Consider the following 16,395-nt stretch of genomic DNA (forward strand, 5'->3'; position numbering starts at 1 on the left):
GTGTGATCGTGGTCGTGCAAGGGGCCCTCCTGCGCAGGCGGCGACTCGTCCCTGCATACGCTCGGGGCGCGTGCGGAGTCCAGGTACGCGCGGGCACGAATCCCGGCCGAACGGGCACGCCGCGCCTCCCCCTGGGGCTCCGCCCCAGACCCCGCTCCTCAAACGCGGGAGAGGCTGAAAATTCAGCCCGCGCAGGAGATCATCCGGCCCGTCCGGCGCTCAAGAACGAGCCCGAAGGGCGATTACGGGGACCCAGGGGGCGAAGCCCCTCGGTCTCGGGAAGGGGCGGGGTCGGGGAAGAAGAAGCGTTCTGACCTAGCGGACCTCCCCCGGTGTCACGGTCTCCGTGATGCCCCGCGCAGCAAGATGCTCCGTGTCCGACGCCCGTCCGGCGAGGACCGCCGTGGGGCGCACCCCATCCGCCACGAGCCGCGCGTACGCCTCGAAGACCGTCCCTCCGGGGGCACACTCCGAACGCCGGGACAGGTCGTCGTCCACGACGAGCCCGGTCGTCCGGGGCGCGGGAGCGTAGGTGCGGCCACGCCACTCCTCGGCGATCCGGGCGATCGCCGCCCCCGCGGGCTTGACCTCGCCGTCATTGGTCAGCAGGCCGAGGCTGTACTCCAGTTCGGGGAAGTCGGCGAGGTCGCGCGAGACGTCGTGCGAGCACCACCAGGTCACGCCCCACACGTCCTGGCAGTCGAGCGCAGACTCCACGGTGTCCTCGGTGAAGGCCGCGGCGTGCTCGGCGGGGATCAGCGGCGCGGGCGCGCCGACCTCCTGCAGCCAGACGGGGCGGTGCGGGTCGAGGGCCCAGGCCTTGGACAGCTCGATCATGTACGCCGCGTGGTGCCGCGTGGCGGTGCCGGTGCGGCCGTGGCGCTGGGCCGTGCCGTTGAACACCCAGGAGTGCACGGCGGTCACCGCGCCGAGCCCGGCGGCCTGCGCCGGGGTGAAGGGTTGGTCGTCCTGGTACCAGGCGGCGTCGTACTCGGCGTGCAGGTGCAGCTTGCCGGGCGCGCCCTCCTCGCAGGCGGCGAGGACGGTGCGCAGCCAGGTCTCGGCCTGCTCCTGGGTGATGCGGTCGGGGTCGGGGTGCGGACCGGCCGAGAACTGGTTGATCTCGTTGCCGATGGTCATGCCGATGAAGTTCGGCCGGTCGGCGAGGGCGGCGGCGAGCGTGCGCAGGTAGTCGGCCTGCCCGGACAGCACGTCGGGGTCGGTGAAGATGTTCCGCCGGTGCCAGGTCTGCGTCCACGCGGGCAGGAAGTCGAAGCTGGAGAGGTGTCCCTGGAGGCCGTCGACGTTGACGTCGAGTCCGCGTTCGGCGGCGGCGTCGGCGAGCTGGACCAGCTGGTCGACGGCGCGCGGGCGGATCAGGGCGCGGTTCGGCTGGAAGTACGGCCAGACCGGGAAGACCCGGATGTGGTCGAGGCCCAGCGAGGCGATGGCGTCGAGGTCGGCGCGCACGGCGTCGAGGTCGAAGTCGAGCCAGTGGTGGAACCATCCCTGGGCGGGCGTGTAGTTGGCGCCGAAGCGCGGCCGGCCCGAGGGCGGCAGGGAAGGCGATGCGGAAGGCAATGCGGATCCTGGTTCTGGAGAGTTCGGGGTGGTGCCGCTCAGCCCTTGACCGCGCCCTCGCCCACACCGCGGAAGAAGTACCGCTGCAGGCAGGCGAAGAGGATGATCAGCGGGAGCACGGCGATGACGGTGCCGGCGGCGACGAGGCGCTCGTCGTTGGCGAAGGTGCCGTGCAGATAGTTCAGGCCGATGGTGAGCGTGAAGCGGTCCGGGTCGCTGAGCACGATCAGCGGCCACAGGAAGTCGTCCCAGGCCCCCATGAAGGCGAAGATCGCGACGACCGCGAGGGTGCCCTTGACGGCGGGCAGCGCAATGCGCAGGAACCGCTGCCAGACATTGGCGCCGTCCACGAACGCGGCTTCCTCGATCTCGTAGGGCACGTTCAGGAAGGCGTTGCGCATCAGCAGGACGTTGAGCGCGGAGACGCAGCCGGGCAGCAGCACACCGATGAGGGTGTTGTTCAGACCGAGCTCACGCATGGTGGTGAACTGGGCGATGATGATGCCTTCGACGGGCACCAGCATGGCCAGGATGAAGACGATCGTGGCCGCCTTGCGGCCGCGGTAGCGCAGGCGCGCCAGGGCGTACCCGGCGAGCGCGGCGCCCACGCAGTTGGTCACCACGTTGGCGGCGGCCACCTTGAGCGAGTTCAGCGCGTAGTCCCAGACGGGGATGGTGTCGGCGACGCGCTCGAAGTTGTGCAGGGTCGGGTCGGCGGGCAGGAACTTCGGCGGCGAGCTGAAGATGTTCTCGTGCGGGCCCTTGAGCGCGGTGGACAGCTGCCAGAGAAACGGGCCGATCATGAGCGCGAGGACCGCGATCAGGAGCAGGTAACGCAGGACGATCTCCCATACGGGCATCCTGCGGCCGTTCTCGTCGGTGATCCGCCGTCGCGGCCTGCGGGCCTTGCCGGTGCGTGTCTCGTGGCGCGCACCGCCGTCGATGGTGGTCACGCGTCCTCCTTCCGGTCCGCCCGCAGGACGAGCAGCATGAGCGCGACGGTGACGACGAAGACGACGACCGAGATGGCCGAGGCATAGCCGACGCGCCCGGTCAGGCCGGTGCCGACGCGCTGGACGAGCATCACGAGCGTGGTGTCCTCGCCGGCGGGGCCGCCGGTGGGACCCGCCATCAGATAGACCTCGGAGAACACCTTGAACGCGGCGACCGAGGAGAGCGCGGCGACGAGGACCATCGTGGAGCGCACGGCGGGGACGGTGACGCTGAAGAAGCGTCGCACGGCCCCCGCGCCGTCGACGGCCGCGGCCTCGTGCAGTTCGCGGGGCACGTTGGCGAGCGCCGCGAGGTAAATGATCATGTAGTAGCCGAGGCCCTTCCAGACCGTGACCGTCATGGCGCTCAGGAGGAGCAGCCACTGGTCGCTGAGGAAGCCGGCCTTGCCGACGCCCACCGCCTCCAACAGGGCGTTGACCAGGCCCCGTTCGTCGAGCATCCACACCCAGATCAGGCCGACCACGACGATGGAGGCGACCACCGGCGTGTAGAAGGCGGAGCGGAAAAACGTGATGCCGGGGATGTGCTTCTGGACCAGCAGGGCGAGCAGCAGCGGCAGTACGACGAGCGCGGGCACGACCCCGAGGACGTACAGCGTGCTGTTGCGCAGGCCGATCCAGAACATCTCGTCGTGCCACAGCTCCTGGAAGTTGGCGAAGCCGACGTAGTCGCCCTCGATGAGGGTCCGCTTGTCGGTGAACGCGTTGTTCAGCGTGCTGAGGAACGGATAGAGGATGAACACGCCGACGATCGCGAGGCCGGGCGCCGCGAACAGCCAGGGACTGCTGGGCAGTTGGCGCCGGATGCCGCGGCGGGGCCCGCGCTTGCCGGGGCGCGGCGATGTGCGCGCCGCGCCCGTGGGCGCGATGTCGGTGGGGACGGCCTGGGAGGCGGTGGGGCTCTTCATGGCGGTACCGGTTCCTGGTCTCAGCTCTGCTGCAGCAGCCGGTCGCAGTTCTTGACAGCGTTGTCAAGTGCTTCCTTGGGGCTCTCCTTGCCCTGCAGCGCCTTGGCGACGGAGTTGCGCAGCTCGACCTTCATCTGCTCGCTGAAGAGCACGGGCGTGTAGTTCACCGCGGTCTTGATGGACTTGGCGGCCGCCACGCGCACCCGCGTCTCGTCCTTGCCGTCCTGCTTGGTGAAGTACGGGTCGTCGAGGGAGCCCTCGGTGCTCGGGAAGATCGCGACCTTCTTGGCGAACTCCATCTGGCGTTGGGCGTCGGTGACGTAGTGCGCGAAGGCCACGGCGGCGGGCGTCTGCTTCGTCTTGGTGTTCACCATGACGCCCATGACGTACATGTTGTCCTTGCCGGTGCTGCTGATCTGCGGCGTGATGCCGATGTTCTTGTACAGCCGCGGCGCGTCCTTCTTGAACTTCTCCAGGTCGAGCGCGCTGCCGGGGTTCATGGCGACGGCCTCGGTGAGGAACTTCTTGCCGGTGGACTCGGGCGTCGCAGTCAGCGCCTGCCCGTCCAGTGCCTTCGCGTCGTACAACTTCTTGTACTTGGTGAGGAGTTCGACACCCTTGGCGTCGTTGAAGGTGAAGCCGGTGCCTTCCTTGTTCATCAGCGGGACGCCGTAGCGCCCGAAGTCCTCGATGGTGGGGACGTTGGCGAGCGTGGCGACCTTGCCGTCGCTCTTGTCGGCCAGCTCCAGGGCGTCGTCGAAGAGCTTGTCGTACGTCGTCGGCGGCTTGTTCTCGTCGAGGCCCGCGTCCTTGAACAGCCGCTTGTTGTAGAAGAGCGGCCCGGTGTTGAGGTACCAGGGGAAGGCGTACGTGCCGTCCATGCCCGGTATCTGGTGGCTCTTCCAGGCTCCGGGGAGGTACTCCTTCTCGTACTTCGAAGCCGACTTGTCGAGGTCGAGGGCGAGACCGGCCTTGGCGAGCGGCGCGACGAGGTCGGGCGAGACGTTGACGACGTCCGGCAGGGTGCCCGCGGCCGCGTCGGCGCTGATCTTGTCGGCGTAGCCCTCGCCGGGCTGGTCGATCCACCGGACCTTCGTGCCCGGGTACTTCTTCTCGAAGCCGTCCACGACGCCCTCGAAGTACGACTTGAAGTTCGCCTTCAGGTTCCAGGTCTGGAAGGTGATCTCACCCTCGACCTTCCCCGACGCGTCGGTCGAACCTCCGCCGTCGTCTCCGTCACCACAGGCGCTCAACGGCAGCAGGACGGCGAGGACGGCGCCTGCGGCGACCGCTCTGCGGGGGTTACGGGAGATACGCACGGTGAAACGGCTCCTTTGCTCGGCCCAGCGTGAGACGGCGGTGACTGCGACCGTCCGAGCCGGGCAATCCACGCCGAGGCAGACCCTGCACGGAATGGTGGCGCAAAGTCAATGGATTCGTGGAACATAAATCGAAGATCGGTCGATCATCCGGGCAACTGGGCAGGTCAGAAGGGTGTGTTGGAGGCCTTGCGGCAGATGACTAATGCGCTTTAGAGTCTGAGCGCTCAAGCGCATTAGTATCCGGGAGCCAGGAAAGGGGCAACGGGTGCAAGGCAAGCGGTCACCGGCGCGCCGGCCGACCATGAAGGACATCGCGCGCCGCGCCGGGGTCTCCGAGAGCGCCGTCTCCTTCGCGCTCAACGACCGGCCCGGCGTCTCCGACATCACCCGTGACCGGGTTCGCAGGGTCGCCGAACAACTGGGCTGGCGGCCCAGCACGGCGGCGCGCGCCCTGTCCGGCGAGGGTTCGGCGACGGTGGGTCTCGTGGTGGCGCGCCCGGCGGCGACCCTGGGCGTCGACTCGTTCTTCCTGCAGCTGATCTCCGGGGTCCAGGAGGTTCTCGCGGAGCGGCACTTGGGGCTGTTGTTCCAGGTCGTGGAGGACGTGGACGCCGAGTGCGCGGTGTACCGCCGCTGGTGGGCGGAGCACCGGGTGGACGGCGTCCTGGTGGTGGACCCGCGCACGGACGACCCGCGGCCCGCGCTCCTCGACGAACTGGGGCTGCCCGCGGTGGTGACGGGCGGCGTGCCCGATCCGGACGCCGGGCACCCTGGTCTGTCCACGGTGTGGGCGGACGACGCGGGCGCGATGGCCTCGGTCGTCGGCCATCTGCACGCGCTCGGGCACCGTCGCATCGTGCACATCGCGGGCCTGGAGGGGCTCGCGCACACCGAGCGCCGCATCCGCACGCTGCGCGTCGAGGCGGCGGGCCGCGGTCTGTCGGGGGTGCGTTCGGTGACGACGGACTACTCCGACGCCGAGGGCGCCGCCGCGACCCGGCGGGTCCTGGGATCCGCCGAGCCCCCGACGGCACTCGTGTACGACAACGACGTGATGGCCGTCGCCGGGGTGGCCGCCGCGACCTCCCTGGGCTTCGCGGTCCCGGCCGACGTCTCGGTCGTGGCCTGGGAGGACTCGGCGCTGTGCCGCATGGTCCACCCGTGGCTGACGGCCCTGTCCCGGGACACGGTGTCCTTCGGCAGGACCGCGGCCCGCGAGCTCCTCGCCCTCCTCGACGACGGGCCCGGGGCCACGGTTCAGGTGCCGCTGCCCCGGCTCATCGAACGCGAGAGCACGGGGCGGGCCCGGGCGTGAACCGGTGTCACGCGGGCGGCCCGGGAGGCCAGGGGAGCTCGGCGAGGATCGGCAGCAGCGACTCCTCCTCGTAGTCGAGGTGGGCCGTGAGCTCCCGCGACATGCGCGCGAGTTCGGCACGGAACCGTACGGGGTCCGCGCCGCCGACATCCGTTAGGAGCCCGGCGAGTTCGCCCTGGATGCGGGCCACCTTCCGGTGTTCCTCGGCGAGCCGGTCGAAGGTCTCGCGCAGCTCGGGGTGGTAGCCCGCCATGGTGGGGAAGAGATGCGCGTCCTCGCCCGTGTGGTGGAACTCCAGGGCGTCGCAGAAGGCCAGGCAGTGCTGCCGGATCTGCAGCCCGAGCCCCGGCACGGGCGGGGCGCCCGGCCCCCGGTGACCGTCGAGGGCGGCGAAGTACGCCTCGGTCTCGTCGCGCACGTGCCGCAGCTGGCCGCGCAGCCAGCGGTGGACCTGGATCATCTTGTCGGCGAAGTCGGTGGCCTCTTCGGGGATGTCCGCCTCGTGCGCGGGCCGTTCCAGGGCGACGACCGGCAGGATCCGGCTCGTCCGTGCCTGGTACTCGCCGTATCCGGGGTCGGCGGCCACCACCCGCTCGAAGAGCCGGTCGCGCCGCTCCCCTTCGGCGGGCACGGCGACGGCCTCGAACGTCTCGGTGCCGAGCTCCACGCTCACCGTGGGGTGCGCGAGGACGTTGTGGTACCAGTCGGGGTGGCGCGGGCCGCCGAGGTTCGACCCGATGATCAGGAGCAGGCCGCCGTCGCGGACGTAGCCGAGCGGGGTGGTGTGCTCCTTGCCGGACTTCGCGCCGGTGGTGGTGAGCAGGAGGAGGTCGCCGCCCTCGAAGGGGCCGCCGACCTTTCCGCCGCCCGCTCGGAACTCGTCGATGACGGACTGGTTGAAGGGTGTGGGCATGACGGTGTCGCATCTCCGTACGGGTGCGCGGGACCGCGTCGGCAGCATCGGCCGACCGCGTGCGCCGCGGTGTGGATGAGGGGGATCGCGGGTCGCGCACGAGGCGTGACCGGCAGCGCGCGCGAGGCGCGCGGGTCAGGCGATGGCCTGGCGGTGAGAACTCATGACGTACTCATCGGCGTCGTCCCTGAGTGAAGGTGCTCGCCCGATCGCCGACCTGCCCACTGCTTTCTGGTCGGCGCCACGCGGCACGAGCACCATTACAGTCACCCACTCCCCCGCATGTCAACGCGGGCCCGTCTCACACCTCCGAGCGGTAGAGGCCGAACTCCGCGATCCGCACCGTGCTCCGCGACCGTGTCGCCCGCAGCCGCCACCGTCGCGCGGTGACCGGCGCGGCCAGTGTCAGGACCCGGCTCGCCCCGACCGTGTCCACCTCGGTCACCGTCTCCCAGCCGTCGCCGACGCGCGCCTCGACGACCGCGTGCTCCAGCTGCTGTCCGTGCCGGATGTCCTCGGCGAGCCGGATCCGGTCGACCTCGTGGGCCCGCCCGAGGTCGACGGTGACCGTGCCGGCCGCGCGGTCGTGCCGCGGGCGACTGCCGTGCGCGAGATCCTCGGGGAGCTCGCGCCGGATGCGCTCGCGGAACTCGCGCAGCCGCGCCACGTCCGCGTCCGGGAGCAGCCCGCGCCGGTCCGGCGGAACGTTCAGCAGGAGCACGGAGTTGCGCCCGACCGAGCGGAACCAGATGTCCGTCAACTGCTCGACGGTCTTCGGCTGTTGGTCCTCGTGGTAGAACCAGCCGGGCCTGATGGACACATCGCACTCAGCGGGCCACCACTGCAGGTACTGGGCGACGGAACGCGCCTCCGCGAGCGCCTCGCGGCTCCCCTGGTCGGGCGCGTCGTACTTGAGCGCGTAGTCGATGCTGCCGTTGCCGGAGTCCTTGACGGGGACGACGCTCCACTCGTTCTCCCGCGCGAGACCGCCTTCGTTGCCGACCCAGCGCACGTCGGGGCCGCGCACGGCCATGGTGGCGTCCGGGGCGAGCGCGCGGATCAGCGCGTACCAGCTGTCCCAGTCGTACGTCTCCACCTTCTCCGGCGGGATGCGGCCCTGCGCCCCGTCGAACCACACCTCGTCGACGGGACCGTATTCGGTGAGCACTTCGTAGAGCTGGTTGAGCATGTGGGCGCCGTAGTCGGTGGCGTCGAGCGTGAAGGAGCGCGGCCGCGAGCCCGCCCGGTCGTCGCCGGGCACCGGGGTGGGGATGGTGCGCGCCGAGCGCTTGCTGCCGTTGGCGTAGACGCCGTCGAGGTACTGGTTCTCGTCGGCGGGCGAGATGTAGACGCCGACCTTGATACCGTACCGCCGCATCGACGCGGTGAACGACCGGAGCACATCCCCCTTGCCGCCCTGCCAACCGCTGCTCGCGACGGTGTGCCCGGTGTAGCGCGAGGGGTAGAGCACGAAGCCGTCGTGGTGCTTGACGGTGAGGATGGCGAGCTTGAACCCTCCGTCGCGCAGGGCGCGCGCCCATTGGTCGGTGTCGAGCGAGGCGGGACGGAACACGTCCGGGTCCTCGTCGCCCGTCCCCCACTCCAAGCCGGTGAAGGTGTTGACGCCGAAGTGCAGGAACGCCGTCTGCTCCAGTTGCTGCCAGGCGATCTGGCGTGCGGTGGGCCGGACCCGGGCCGCCTTGGCGACCAGCGTCGCGGAGGTGTCGTCGGGGCCGATGCGGATGCGGTGGGGCGGTTCGGCGTCACCGCCGGGCCGTGTGCCACCGGGCCGAGCGGTGGCGGTCGCGGCGAGCACGGTGCTCGACGCCGCGACGGAGGTGGTGACGGCGGCGGCCATGAAGAGGCGTCTGCTGACGGTCATCGGGTGCCGATCTCCTCAGGGAGTCAGGGAGTCAGGGGGCGGGGCCGGTCAGTGTGCGGTCAACGTCCAGGTGGCGGGCCGTCGTTGGTCGGCCGGGTACTGCAGGGTCCGCCCGTCGTCCGTGACGTGGGCGGCCATGCGCGTGACGGCGTTGGTGAGCCGGTGGCCGCCCGGCACCTGCGTGATCTCCCACCGCTGCAGCGTGTTCGCGCGGTCGCAGGTCTCCTCGGTGACGGCCGTACCCGGCTGGAGCGGCACGTTCAGCGTCAGCTTGCCGCTGCGGGTCTCCAGACACTTCCCGCCCGCCGCGGCCTTCAGCGTCGCGTACCCGTCGGCGGTGCGCTCGACCTCGACGTCCCGGGGCGCGGCCCGGCCCTCGCTGTCGCGCAGGGTGTACGTGCCGTCGGCGACCGGCACCTTCGTCAGGTCCCGCCACCCGGGCGCGTGGCCCACGGCCCCGGCGCGGTCGGTGAACTCGGCGTACGTCGGGTCGGGGTGTGCGGCGCCCCAGGTGGCCTGGGCGATGTGGGCGAGCGGCATGGCCATGGCGGCGGCTACCTCGTTCTCCGTCTCGCCGCGTCCGTTGTCGGGCCACAGACTGATCTTCGCGCCGGTGATGCCGTCGCGGGTGGCGAGCTTCTCGCCCTCGAAGGTGCGGGGGTCCCACTGCTCGTCGTACAGCTTCCGGGTGTCGCTGTGGAAGCCGCCGCGCACCAGGTAGAGGGAGTAGGCGGCGTTCATCAGCGGGTGGCCCTGCTCGATGAGGCGGCTGGGCTTCGTCTTCACGTCCAGCCAGTGCTCGACGGTGGTGCCGGATGCGACGGGCACGGTGTTGGCGCCGGTGAGGCCGTCGTTCCAGATGCGCAGGTCCTTGCCCTTGCCGGTGACGTGGGCGTGCACGCGGTTCACGAAGTCGATGAACGCGTCCTGCGGGGTGGCGTTCTCGCCGTACTTCTTCTTCGCGTACTCCAGGATGTGCGGGTACTTCGCGAAGTCGGAGCCGAGCATGTACTCGTCGGCACCCATGTGCCACGACGCCGCGGGGAAGACCTCCGCGTACTCGTCGACCAGGCTCTTGTAGAAGGTGAAGGACGCGTCCTTGGTGATGTCCAGGCGGGACGGCTGCGGCTTGCCGTCGGAGTCGGTGAGCTGCAGGTCCGGGCGGTTCTCCAGCCAGGGATCCAGGTGGCCCGGTGAGTTGATCTCCGGGACGATCGTGACGTGGTACTTCTCGCCGAGCGCGACCAGGCGGCGCAGCTCACCCTTGGTGTAGTAGCCCCAGGAGTTGGCCTCGGGGTGTCGGTCGCTCTTGAGCTTGAGCTCCAGGAGCAGCTGGTTCTGCTTGCGGTACGCCATCTCGCGCAGCAGGTTCTCCAGCCACGGCGTGGAGATGTTGATGTAGCAGGCGCAGACTCCGACGCCGCGCTCCTTGTAGCGCGGCACGTCGACGGTGCGTCCGGCCGGCACGCGGTCGCTCCGGGCAAGGAGCTGGAGCAGGGTCCTGGTGCCGTAGAAGGCACCGGCCTCGCGGGCGCCGGTGATCTCGAGCCGCTCGCCCGCCCGCAGCTCGTAGCCCTCGGAGCCGAGCGGTTTCCGGCTGCGGTCGATGTCGATGACGACGTCGCCGTCGCGAGCGGCGCCGCGGGTCACGGGGAGGCGCCCCCGGCCCGCGTCCTTCAGGTCGTCGGCGAGCGTGGCGGCGACCCGGCGCGACACGGGATCGCGCGCGACGAGGCGGGTGCCGGGCCCGAAGTGGTAGCTCCCCTCGGCCGGAGTCCAGTCGGTGAGCGCGGGGACGGTCGTCGGGGGCTCCGCGGCCGTCTGTCGAGCGGTGGCCGCCGGGAGGGGCGCCGCGAGCAGCAGGGCCGCCGCGGCCGCGGCCCATCCCGCGAGTCGGCGTCGGCGGGGCAGCCGGGGCGCGAAGAACGAACGCAGTTCGGTCATGAGGTCCGATGATTCAAGCGCCCCACTAGGGTGTCAATGCATCGTGCGCCACGGAGACTTGGACATTCCTGCCGCCGAGCCATCGGATGAATTCCCCCCCCCGGACACACCTGTGCCCCCTGCCATGGAGGACAGGGGGCACGTGGCGAAGCGGACCGGTGGGGTACCCGGCCGGTGTCGACTCAGTCGTCAGTCGATACCGGGGAGGATGTGCGGCTCGGCGAGATCGTCCTCGTAGCCGGCCAGGCGGATGGGGGCCGCTTTGGCCCACGCCTCCAGGTTGCGGAGCTTCTGGGGCCGTCCGGCCCGCTCGCCGCCGCGTTCCGCCGGTCGTTTTTCGTGCTTCGTCAGATCTGGTGTCACCGCGCACTCCTTTGTGTCGCGTAACGGAAGGACAAGGGCAGTTCGGTCGCGGTGGCGCCGTTCTCTGGCGGGACCGCGGCCGTGGTTGCCGGCCTGTCCCCGGAACGGCCGGGAGATGTTTGTGGATCTCTCGTGGCCGTCCGTTCGCACTAGATTAACCAAATGAGCGCTGCCGCGCTCGATGGGGACCTGAGTCGGAGTGGATTCCGGACAAAGGCGCCCTTGCGGCCGCATGGGGCTGCGGGGGCCGGGGCTCACCGAGCCCCGGACGGGACAGGCGCCCGACGGCACCACCGGGCGACGGGCACGCACGGGTGCACCTCGGCCACCACGCGTGATGACGACGGGTGTTGGGGTTTCCGGGACGGGTCCGTCACAGCGGGCACGCGACCGGTCACGACTGGCGAAAAAGGAGCAGCCGGTCCGGGTCGCGCTGTATGCGGCGACCGGACCGGCTGTCCGAAAGCTGAGACGACTGTCTCAGGTGACTACCACTTGCCCGGCTCGTAGTCCTTGAGGAAGACGCCGTACACGTCCTCGCCCGCCTCGCCGCGCACGACCGGGTCGTAGACGCGGGCGGCGCCGTCGATCAGGTCGAGCGGGGCGTGGAAGCCCTCCTCGGCGAGCCGCAGCTTGTCGTAGTGCGGGCGCTCGTCGGTGATCCAGCCGGTGTCCACCGAGGTCATCAAGATGCCGTCGGTCTGGAACATCTCCTGGGCGCTGGTGCGCGTCACCATGTTCATCGCGGCCTTGGCGGCGTTGGTGTTCGGGTGTCCCGCGCCCTTGTAGCCACGGCCGAAGACGCCCTCCATCGCCGAGACGTTCACGATGTGGGCCCGGCCGCTCGGCGCCTTCTTCGCGGCGTCGGCCATGGCCTGGCGCAGCGCGCTGATCAGGATGAACGGCGACGTGTAGTTGCACAGCTGGGTCTCGAGGAGCTCCACAGGGGAGATCTGCTCGATGGTCTGCACCCAGGTGTTGCTGTCGACGACGTCCGGGACGAGCCCGCCCGCGTCGATGGCGGTGCCGTCGAGGTGCCGGGCGACGCTGGCGTTGCCCGCGACGAGGGCGAGGTCGGCGACCTTCTGCGCGTCCAGGCCGCTGGCGCCCAGGGGCAGCGCGGCGAGGCCGTCGACGGCGCCGGAGTTGAAGGCGCCGATGACGGAGTGGGCCGGGAGCTCCCCGGCGGGCAGCGGCGCGCTCTCGCCCTCGACCAGCGCGGCGTAGGCGGACGGCAGGCGGCGCACGGTCTGCGTCGCGTTGTTGATCAGGATGTCCAGCGGGCCCGCCGCGGTGAGCCGCTCGGCGAGGGCCACGGACTGGGCCGGGTCGCGCAGGTCGATCCCGACGACCTCGAGGCGGTGGAGCCAGTCGGCCGAGTCGTCCATCGCCTTGAAGCGGCGGATGGCGTCCTTGGGGAACCGGGTCGTGATCGTCGTGTGGGCGCCGTCACGGAGGAGACGCAGCGCGATGTACATGCCGATCTTGGCGCGGCCGCCGGTGAGCAGGGCACGCTTGCCGGTGAGGTCGGCGCGGGCGTCGCGCTTGGCGCGGTTCAGGCGGGCGCAGTCCGGACAGAGCTGGTGGTAGAAGTAGTCGACTTCCACGTACCGGGTCTTGCAGGTGTAGCAGGAGCGCGGGCGCTGGAGTATCCCCGCGATCCGCCCCTCCTCCGTCTGCGACGAGGGCAGCAGCCCCTCGGTCTCGTCGTCGATGCGCTGTGCGGAGCCGGTGGCGGTGGACTCGGTGACGGCCTTGTCATGGGCGGTCTTGGCGGCGCGGCGCTCCTGACGGCGGCGCTGCTTCACCGTCCGGTAGATCCCGGCCGTGGCCCGGCGCACGGCGATCGCGTCCGGGTGGTCGACGTCGAGCTTGTCCAGCTCGTCGAGCACGCTCAGGCAGACGGCGAGACGGTCCGGGTCGATGCCGGGGCCGTACGCCTCGTGCGCTTCGTCCTCGACGGGCCCCTCCTGGCTTGCGTCTGTCACCGTCATCGCCGCTGTCCTCGTGTCCATCCGTGCCACGGCGCATCTGGTCGTCCGCGGAAGCTCCAAAAGCAAAAGTTTACGTAGCGGCGGGCCCGGTCACCAAACCCGTCTCCCGGGCGCACACCGCCACGAGGTTGTCGATCTCGTCCCGCAGACTCTGCGCGAGCAGCTCCAGGTCGGGGACGGCCGTGGCATCGGCGACCAGCCCGTAGTGCACCCGGCCCCGGTAGGTGGAGACGGCGACGGCGAGCGACTGCCCCCGGGCGAGCGGCGCGAACGGATAGACCTCGGTGAGCCGGCAGCCCCCGAGCCGCAGCCCGATGCCGGGCAGCGGAACGCTGGTGACGAGGATGTCGAAGAGCAGCCGGGCGGCCTGGGCGACGACGGGGCCGCCGATCCGGTGCCCGAGCGAGGGCACGTGCTCGGCGAGCAGCGCCACGGCCCCGGCGCCCCGCTCGGGGCCCGCGTCCTTGTTGCGGTCCATGGCGGCGCGCACGCCGCGCAGCCTTTCCAGCGGGTCCTCGTGGCCGACGGGGAGCCGGACCAGATAGCCGGAGAGCCGGTTGCCCGGGGGCTGCGCGGTGCGCGGCCGACGGCGTGAGACCGGGATCAGGGCGCGCGGCTCGACCCCCTCGCTGCAGTCGCCGCGCTCGTCGAGCCAGCGGCGCAGGGCGCCTGCGACGACGGCGATGAGTACGTCGTTCACGGTGCCGCCGACGGCTTTGCGCACCTGGTGGACGTCGTCGAGGTCGAGGACGACTCCGGCGGTGCGGCGGGTGCCGGTGGCGGACGAGGCGAGCGCGGCGCAGGAGCGGACGCCCAGGGTCGCGCGGGCGACGGAGGTGCCGATGCCGAGGGCCTGGCCGACCTCCGCGACGGTGCCGCGGACGCGCCCGGGGAGGGTGCGCGGGTCGAGGACCGACCACGGGGAGGGCGCGGGGGCCGCCGGGCGGCGGCGCGAGGCCGGCAGGTCGACGGGGTCGAGGAGGGCCGCGCCGAGCGTGAGCGCACGCAGGCCGTCGGCGAGCGCGTGGTGGAACTTGAAGAGGACCGCGAAGGACGTGCCGTCGGCGCCCGGCAGCACGTGCGCCTCCCACGGCGGCCGGTCGCGGTCCACCGGACGCTGCATCAACTCCCCCGCCGCGGCATGGAAGTCGGCCACGGGGGCCGTGAGCCGCACGTGCTCCAGCGGGTCGAAGGCGGACATCGGTACGCGCATCGCGCCGCCGACGGGCAACCAGACGGAACGTATGCGCATGCGAAGTCCGGGCACGGCCGCCGCGCGGGCCGCGAGGAGCCCGGCGGCGCGGTCCGCCGCGCCGGGTCCGTCGGCCTCGAAGACGCCAAGGGCGCCCAGATGCATGGGGTGTTCGGCGGTCTCGATGTTCCAGAAGGCCAGATCGAGAGGCACGAGCAGGTCAGAGCTCTGTTCAGACGATGAAGTCACGGACTCGCTCTCGCGTCGAGGACGATGCGGGGCTGACGAATCAGAAGTCAATCGCTCCGAACGACTACGGTCAAGTACGATCAAGCTACAGAGAGTTAACAACAGATTAAGGCCGGAACTGCCCCCCGATGCCCCCTTCGGTCACGGTTGGGCACGCCTTCAAATAACCTGCACAGCGAATGTGCACTCCGGTCACGCAATTCGGGCCGCACCGCTCTCGAATTTTCATGCACCGACCACACGAATCGCCCTGCGACGGGAAAGTGTCCGATTTGTTGGAATGAGTCGCTCCGCATCCTCGATTCCCGTCTGTGAATCTTGTGAAGGAGCTGCCGCGACGCGGTGAACCTGCCTGCACGCAGCGGTGATACGGCGTCACAACCGTGCCGAACCGCCGCCTCGTCGATTGGATGTACGAGCTGCGAACGTGCTTTGATCCTGGCCGCCGCGGAATTCGAATCCCCAGGTTCCGCGGAGCTGGAAACACCTATGCACCATTCATGAGAAGGGCAGCTCACACCATGAACAACGTCCCCCAGGTCGAGACCCTCGAGATTTCCGACGCCGACCTCGACAACGTCTCCGGTGGCCTCGTTGCCGGTGTCGCGAGCAACGTCACCAGCACCGTTGACTCCATCGCCCCGGTCTCGGGCGTCGTCGGCGGCGTCGTCGGCACGGTCGAGGGTGCCACCGGCATCAACACCGGCGCCGTCACCGGCCTGGCCTCCGGCCTGACCGCCGGTCTCTGAGCCCTTTCGCTCATCGAGACGCAATGATTCGTGAGCCCCGGAACCTTGAGGTTCCGGGGCTCACGGACGCATCGGCCCAGTAGTACCGGACTCAGGAACCGGGCTCAGGCACAGTAAGGGAAGCGTTCCGTGCAGTTCCGCCAACAGGCCCTGTCCAAACTGCAGTCGCCCGAGGAACTCGACCTGCCGGTGCGCTACGCCCGCCCCCAGGGCCTGCTCGTCCTCGCCGTCACCCTCGTCGTCATGGCCGCATCGAGCGTCTGGGCCGTCACCGGATCGCTCTCCTCGACGCTCCGCGCACCCGGAATCCTCACCCACGGCCAGGGCAGTTACGTCCTGCAGAGCCCCGTCACCGGTCAGGTGACCCGCGTCCTGGCCGAGGAGGGCGAACGGCTCGCCGCCGGGGCCCCCGTGCTCAAGGTCCGTACGGAACAGGGCGACAAGGTCGTGCGCGCGATCACCGCGGGCCGCGTGACCGCGCTCGTCGCCAGGATCGGCACCGTCGTCACCACCGGCGCCGACGTGGCGACCCTGGAGCGCGTGGCGGGCAGCGACGACCCGCTCACGGCGATGCTCTACGTACCCGCCGACAGCGCGGCGACCGTGCCCGTCGGCGCCTCGGTGGACCTCACCGTCCAGTCCGTGCCCACGGAGCGGTACGGAACACTGCGCGGCCGGGTGAAGGCGATCGGCCGGGCCGCACAGAGCCGCCAGAAGATCACCGGCTTCCTCGGCGACAAGGAACTGGCGGGCCGGTTCACGAAGGACGGACCACCCGTGGCCGTCCTCGTCCGGCTCGACCCGTCGTCCGCGACCAAGTCGGGTTACGCCTGGTCGACCGCGGCGGGCCCGCCCTTCGCACTCGACTCCATGACCCTGGCCACCGGCGCCTTCCACCTCGCCGAGCAGCGCCCGATCGATTGGCTGCTTCCGTGACCGCTCCCCACCCCTCCCCCGCGCACCAGCAGCA

Annotated in this window: 13 protein-coding genes; 3 read left to right on the plus strand and 10 right to left on the minus strand. The window is 70.5% G+C overall.

The window, feature by feature from the left end:
* Window positions 1-315: 315 nt before the first annotated feature.
* The 4 genes from AOK03_RS21860 to AOK03_RS21875 form a co-directional block, all read right to left on the minus strand.
* Window positions 316-1,581, minus strand: coding sequence for a glycoside hydrolase 5 family protein (locus AOK03_RS21860; protein WP_244177695.1), 1,266 nt, complete (start codon window positions 1,579-1,581; stop codon window positions 316-318).
* Between the two features lie 38 nt (window positions 1,582-1,619).
* The gene (locus AOK03_RS21865; protein WP_107098061.1) at window positions 1,620-2,441 is read right to left on the minus strand and encodes a carbohydrate ABC transporter permease; all 822 of its coding nucleotides are present in this window, start codon (window positions 2,439-2,441) and stop codon (window positions 1,620-1,622) included.
* An 89-nt stretch (window positions 2,442-2,530) separates the two neighbouring features.
* Window positions 2,531-3,502 carry a carbohydrate ABC transporter permease gene (locus AOK03_RS21870; protein WP_055567014.1) on the minus strand — a complete coding sequence of 324 codons (972 nt, stop codon included), beginning with the start codon at window positions 3,500-3,502 and terminating at the stop codon, window positions 2,531-2,533.
* Window positions 3,503-3,522: 20 nt separating this feature from the next.
* Window positions 3,523-4,821 (minus strand): extracellular solute-binding protein, encoded by a 1,299-nt coding sequence (locus AOK03_RS21875; protein WP_055567015.1) that lies wholly within the window; start codon window positions 4,819-4,821, stop codon window positions 3,523-3,525.
* Window positions 4,822-5,089: 268 nt separating this feature from the next.
* Between AOK03_RS21875 and AOK03_RS21880 the strand changes: the two genes are divergently transcribed.
* Window positions 5,090-6,139, plus strand: coding sequence for a LacI family DNA-binding transcriptional regulator (locus AOK03_RS21880; RefSeq protein ID WP_167355631.1), 1,050 nt, complete (start codon window positions 5,090-5,092; stop codon window positions 6,137-6,139).
* A 7-nt stretch (window positions 6,140-6,146) separates the two neighbouring features.
* Here AOK03_RS21880 and AOK03_RS21885 read toward each other — a convergent pair whose 3' ends face one another.
* The 6 genes from AOK03_RS21885 to AOK03_RS21905 form a co-directional block, all read right to left on the minus strand.
* The gene (locus AOK03_RS21885) at window positions 6,147-7,052 is read right to left on the minus strand and encodes a nitroreductase/quinone reductase family protein (protein WP_055567016.1); all 906 of its coding nucleotides are present in this window, start codon (window positions 7,050-7,052) and stop codon (window positions 6,147-6,149) included.
* A gap of 301 nt (window positions 7,053-7,353) precedes the next feature.
* Window positions 7,354-8,934, minus strand: coding sequence for an alpha-L-fucosidase (locus AOK03_RS21890; protein ID WP_055567017.1), 1,581 nt, complete (start codon window positions 8,932-8,934; stop codon window positions 7,354-7,356).
* A gap of 48 nt (window positions 8,935-8,982) precedes the next feature.
* A complete protein-coding gene (locus AOK03_RS21895; RefSeq protein WP_055567018.1) occupies window positions 8,983-10,878 on the minus strand; it encodes a family 20 glycosylhydrolase in 1,896 nt (631 codons plus the stop codon).
* 189 nt (window positions 10,879-11,067) lie between these two features.
* The gene (locus tag AOK03_RS43165; protein WP_167355632.1) at window positions 11,068-11,241 is read right to left on the minus strand and encodes a hypothetical protein; all 174 of its coding nucleotides are present in this window, start codon (window positions 11,239-11,241) and stop codon (window positions 11,068-11,070) included.
* Window positions 11,242-11,729: 488 nt separating this feature from the next.
* Window positions 11,730-13,235, minus strand: a complete 1,506-nt coding sequence (locus AOK03_RS21900) for an SDR family NAD(P)-dependent oxidoreductase (protein ID WP_055567019.1) — start codon at window positions 13,233-13,235, stop codon at window positions 11,730-11,732.
* Window positions 13,236-13,305: 70 nt separating this feature from the next.
* The gene (locus AOK03_RS21905) at window positions 13,306-14,640 is read right to left on the minus strand and encodes a wax ester/triacylglycerol synthase family O-acyltransferase (RefSeq protein ID WP_244177696.1); all 1,335 of its coding nucleotides are present in this window, start codon (window positions 14,638-14,640) and stop codon (window positions 13,306-13,308) included.
* A 557-nt stretch (window positions 14,641-15,197) separates the two neighbouring features.
* On the opposite strand from AOK03_RS21905, the gene AOK03_RS21910 reads away from it, so the two are divergent.
* Both AOK03_RS21910 and AOK03_RS21915 read left to right on the plus strand, forming a co-directional pair.
* Window positions 15,198-15,425 carry a hypothetical protein gene (locus AOK03_RS21910; protein WP_055567021.1) on the plus strand — a complete coding sequence of 76 codons (228 nt, stop codon included), beginning with the start codon at window positions 15,198-15,200 and terminating at the stop codon, window positions 15,423-15,425.
* A 129-nt stretch (window positions 15,426-15,554) separates the two neighbouring features.
* Window positions 15,555-16,361 (plus strand): HlyD family efflux transporter periplasmic adaptor subunit, encoded by an 807-nt coding sequence (locus AOK03_RS21915; RefSeq protein ID WP_055567022.1) that lies wholly within the window; start codon window positions 15,555-15,557, stop codon window positions 16,359-16,361.
* Window positions 16,362-16,395 lie beyond the last annotated feature (34 nt).

Origin of the sequence: Streptomyces atriruber, from assembly GCF_001418325.1 — a bacterium.
Taxonomy (GTDB): domain Bacteria; phylum Actinomycetota; class Actinomycetes; order Streptomycetales; family Streptomycetaceae; genus Streptomyces; species Streptomyces atriruber.

Bases quoted from the DNA above. Each gene is read 5' to 3' on its own strand.
- AOK03_RS21865 (WP_107098061.1), bottom strand. From the start codon at position 2,441: ATGCCCGTATGGGAGATCGTCCTGCGTTACCTGCTCCTGATCGCGGTC.
- AOK03_RS21870 (WP_055567014.1), bottom strand. From the start codon at position 3,502: ATGAAGAGCCCCACCGCCTCCCAGGCCGTCCCCACCGACATCGCGCCC.
- AOK03_RS21885 (WP_055567016.1), bottom strand. From the start codon at position 7,052: ATGCCCACACCCTTCAACCAGTCCGTCATCGACGAGTTCCGAGCGGGC.
- AOK03_RS21890 (WP_055567017.1), bottom strand. From the start codon at position 8,934: ATGACCGTCAGCAGACGCCTCTTCATGGCCGCCGCCGTCACCACCTCC.
- AOK03_RS21895 (WP_055567018.1), bottom strand. From the start codon at position 10,878: ATGACCGAACTGCGTTCGTTCTTCGCGCCCCGGCTGCCCCGCCGACGC.
- AOK03_RS21900 (WP_055567019.1), bottom strand. From the start codon at position 13,235: ATGACGGTGACAGACGCAAGCCAGGAGGGGCCCGTCGAGGACGAAGCG.
- AOK03_RS21910 (WP_055567021.1), top strand. From the start codon at position 15,198: ATGAACAACGTCCCCCAGGTCGAGACCCTCGAGATTTCCGACGCCGAC.